At 39.9% G+C, this 3,720-nt stretch carries 1 protein-coding gene and 1 pseudogene; both read right to left on the bottom strand.

Features of this window, described 5'->3' with window-relative positions:
- Nucleotides 1-2,820 (bottom strand): filamentous hemagglutinin N-terminal domain-containing protein (locus BV372_RS05345; RefSeq protein WP_179197984.1); only part of this gene is annotated, 2,820 nt, incomplete at its 3' end.
- A 272-nt stretch (nt 2,821-3,092) separates the two neighbouring features.
- Nucleotides 3,093-3,720: pseudogene (locus BV372_RS05350) on the bottom strand (S-layer family protein); the annotation flags it as partial.

A 3,720-nucleotide genomic window follows, 5' to 3' on the forward strand; every position in this document is an offset into this window, starting at 1 on the left:
ATCGCCACCTGCACCTTGTCTACCTGCGGTAGTGGAGACAACACTGTTGCGGCGAAACAGTAATAACTCTTGCAAGTTGAGTGTAATGCTACCACCTTGGCCGCTATTAGTATCAGCTGTAATCTTTGCTTGATTAACCAGAGTCAGACGATTAGCACTCATGCTAATACTACCTGCCACACCCGTACCCTGACTATCTACAGTGATTCTCGCAGTATCTTTAATGGTGGCTTGCTGAGAGTCCAGATGAATCGTACCGCCTTGACCAGTGGAGTTCACTTCAGTATTAGCGAACAATCCACTATATTGATTAATTGGGCCGAGGATGCGTCTAGCTTCGCGATCGTTTTGAGGTAAAACAAAATTGTAGCTATCTTTAAGTTGATCGAGTCGCTCTTTTAGTTCATTGAGTTGTTGAGCGTAAGTAAAGTCTTTCGCAGAAATTATAATCTTATCAAGTCCAGTCAAATTATTAATCAAGTTCTTAATTGGTTCGAGTAGATTACTAATTTCTAGATTATTTGTAACCAGAAGAAAATCGTAGCTATTTTTAAATTGATCGAGTCGTTGTTTCAGTTCGCTAAGTAGTTGATTGGAGCTAGGGTTTTCGAGTAATGCGCTCAAGTTATTAATCGGGTCGAGTATACGTCTAGGTTCTTGGTCAGTTTCAAGTAGAAAAGCATCGTAGATAGCTTTCAGGATATCAAGTCGGCTTTTCAGATCATTAAGGCGTTGCTCGTATTCATAATTTTGTCCCGCGATTGTAATATTATCGTTCGCACTAATTTTGATACTGCCCGCTTGTCCACTTCTATAGGCATTGGTGATAATTTGCCCACCGCCTGTAAGCTCAAGATTATTTACATCAATATTGATATTGCCACCGCTACCGCTACTTTTAGAAGGAGCGCTTAAAACACCTCCATCACTAATATTTAAACTCCCAGATTTAATAGTGATATTGCCACCAGATCCAGCATCTACTTTTTCACTTTCAGTATTAACAGACAATCCACTAGAAAATCTAATCAAAGGTGCTGCCCCTGAGATAGTAACCGAAGCACCAGCTTGGTCTTCATCTTTGAGGGGATTAATAGTAATATTGCCACCATTGCCACTACCAAAAGTTTCAGCATTAATTCTCGCTCCTTCTATTAGGGAAAGAGACTGTGTTTTGATATTGATATTACCTGCATTGCCACTGCCAAAAGTTTGGGCATCAATTCTTGATATGTTACTCAGAGATAATGATTGAGTAATTATATTCAAATTGCCTGCATTGCCACTGCCAAAAGTTGTAGCTTGGATCAGCGATTCATTATTGAAAGAAATTTCTTGAGCCTTGATGTTGACATTACCTGCATTTCCCTGCAAATAAGTTCTCGCATTTAAAATAGAATTGTCTGTAAAAGTTACTGTTTTATCTGCCGTAATATAGACATTACCGCTATCTCCTGAACCCAAAGTACTAGCATTTAAAAGAGAGTTTTTTGTTAAAAATAAAGAATCAGCAGTGATATTAATATCACCACCACCCGCACCTTCTTGATTAGATAAATTTTGCAGAGCTATTGTAATTTTGTTGCTGCCAGTATTTATACTACTTTCAGAAAGCGAGACTGTACCACCAGTTGTGTTAATAGTTATACTACCTGCTTTTCCAGAGCCTAGAGTATTAGTTAATAGAGAACTGTTATTATTAAGAGATACTGAGCTAGCCTCAACATTAATGTTTCCTCCCTTGCCTGAACTATAAGTGGTAGTTTCCAAATTACTATTAGTTATTAATAAGTCGCCTAGAGATTTAACTACTATATTGCCGACATCGTTACCATCCACAAAATTACTATTATTTATTTGAGAGTTTTCAATCGTTATTTTTTGTGGAGAAAAATCTGTAGACTCTGAAGCACCAATGAATATTTTGCCAAGATTCCCAGTACTAGAGATTTTGCTTGCGTTCTCAATTCGGATTTCTTGGAGGGCATTAATAGCTATATCTCCTGCATAGCCAGAGCCAATATTATTAGTATTCAAATTAGAGCCATTTAAGTAGACAGAACCACCAGTAGAGTTGATGCTGATGCGACTAAAGTCATTATTAGAATTACTAGAAGCTTTGATATTACCTACATAAATATCACCAGGGGCTTCAATAGTTACATCTCCACTCGCCTGTAAATTACCTTGTAAGTCGAGATTACTAGCTACCAAAGTCAAATCTTGCCCAACGCTTAAATCGCCACTATTGCTAATACTTGCAGACGAATTTACACCAAACTGCAACCCCGGACGCAAGCTGACTGTTAGTAGTGGGGCTGCTTCAGGATTTGTGGCGCTGAACTTCAAGCCATTGTCAAATACAAAGCTATTGGCTGTCGTCGCCAGAAACGAACCTGCAACATCTAAGCGGGCATTGGGGCCAAAAACAATACCATTAGGATTGAGTAAGAATAGATTTGCTCTGCCATCCATACCTAAAGTACCGAAAATCTTTGAGGGGTCGCTACCTGTGACACGAGTGAAGATATTCTCAATGCCTGCGGGATTAGCAAAGTAAACTCGTTGTCCATCACCGACGTTGAATTCTAAGAAACTCTGGAATAGGTTTATACCTCTGGTAGCTCCGCCTTCAATTAAGGTTGTAGGTAATCCCTGAACATTGGTATTTGGTGCTAGTTTTGTACTTTCTGCGCCTAATGTCCCATCTGGGGTAATTTGAGCACGTGCAGAATTTGTCAATGCAGTCATCAAACTAGTCATTGCTAGTAAAATTACCAACCTCAATTGCCATAATTGTTGCCGAGAATCTGAAACCATGTCAGTATTGCCCTTGCAGCCTTCCAGCGACTTATTTATACGGAACCAATAGTAAAGATAAGTATATTTTTGGATAAAAATCATCCAACATTCTACTCATCTCCTAGGGCAAATGGCGAGGATTTTCAGTAGTGCTGAGTAGAGAGTTATGAGTAACGAGTAAAACTCTGTAACTAAAGTTAGGGGTTTGAATAAAGAAAGAGTTTATTTTGATCTACAACGATTTTTTGATCGCTATTGATATCCAAGACTACAACCCTGACTACGTAATGTCATTGATTTTTAGCTGCACAGTTAGAGGAATTCACCCAAGCAGCAGAAGATTTAGGCGTATGAGATATCAGCGTGACTTCGCCTTTATCATTAAATACCCAACCTGTAGCAGGCATAATTAATACCGTCTTTTGTTTAGCAGGGGTTAAGGTGGTAGCATGAGTGGAATTTGGCGGTTGTGTCGTGCTAGAACTGATGCGGATATCTTCCCACACCGTATCACTGCTGAGAAATTCGTCAGGTTTAGGCGGTAAACCACCACGTCCAACATCAGTAAATGCACTAGCTACTTTTTCATTGACAGCACCACAGTTTTGGGCAATTTGCTGGGAAGCGTCAGCGGCGTTGATTGGTAGAGAAACAATTCCTTTGCTGGGGTCAATATCTGGGGAACTGATGCTGACTATGCCGTTTAACTGCGGGTTGGTTTGAGAAATCGCTGTAATATCGTTAGTAGGCAGAAATTGCGGGTCGAGTTTTTCCGGGTCAGTTGTGCCTAATTTTTGCTCAAGTTCTTGTCTAGTTAGCGTTGCTAGCCCAATCACTCCTTTAGTATTGATTTCGATAGTGCCACCGCTACCAGAGAAAGCATTCGCAGAGATATCGTTATTTTCCACAGCAGGGGAG

It is taken from the genome of Nostoc sp. T09, from assembly GCF_002154695.1.
Classification (GTDB): Bacteria; Cyanobacteriota; Cyanobacteriia; order Cyanobacteriales; family Nostocaceae; genus Aulosira.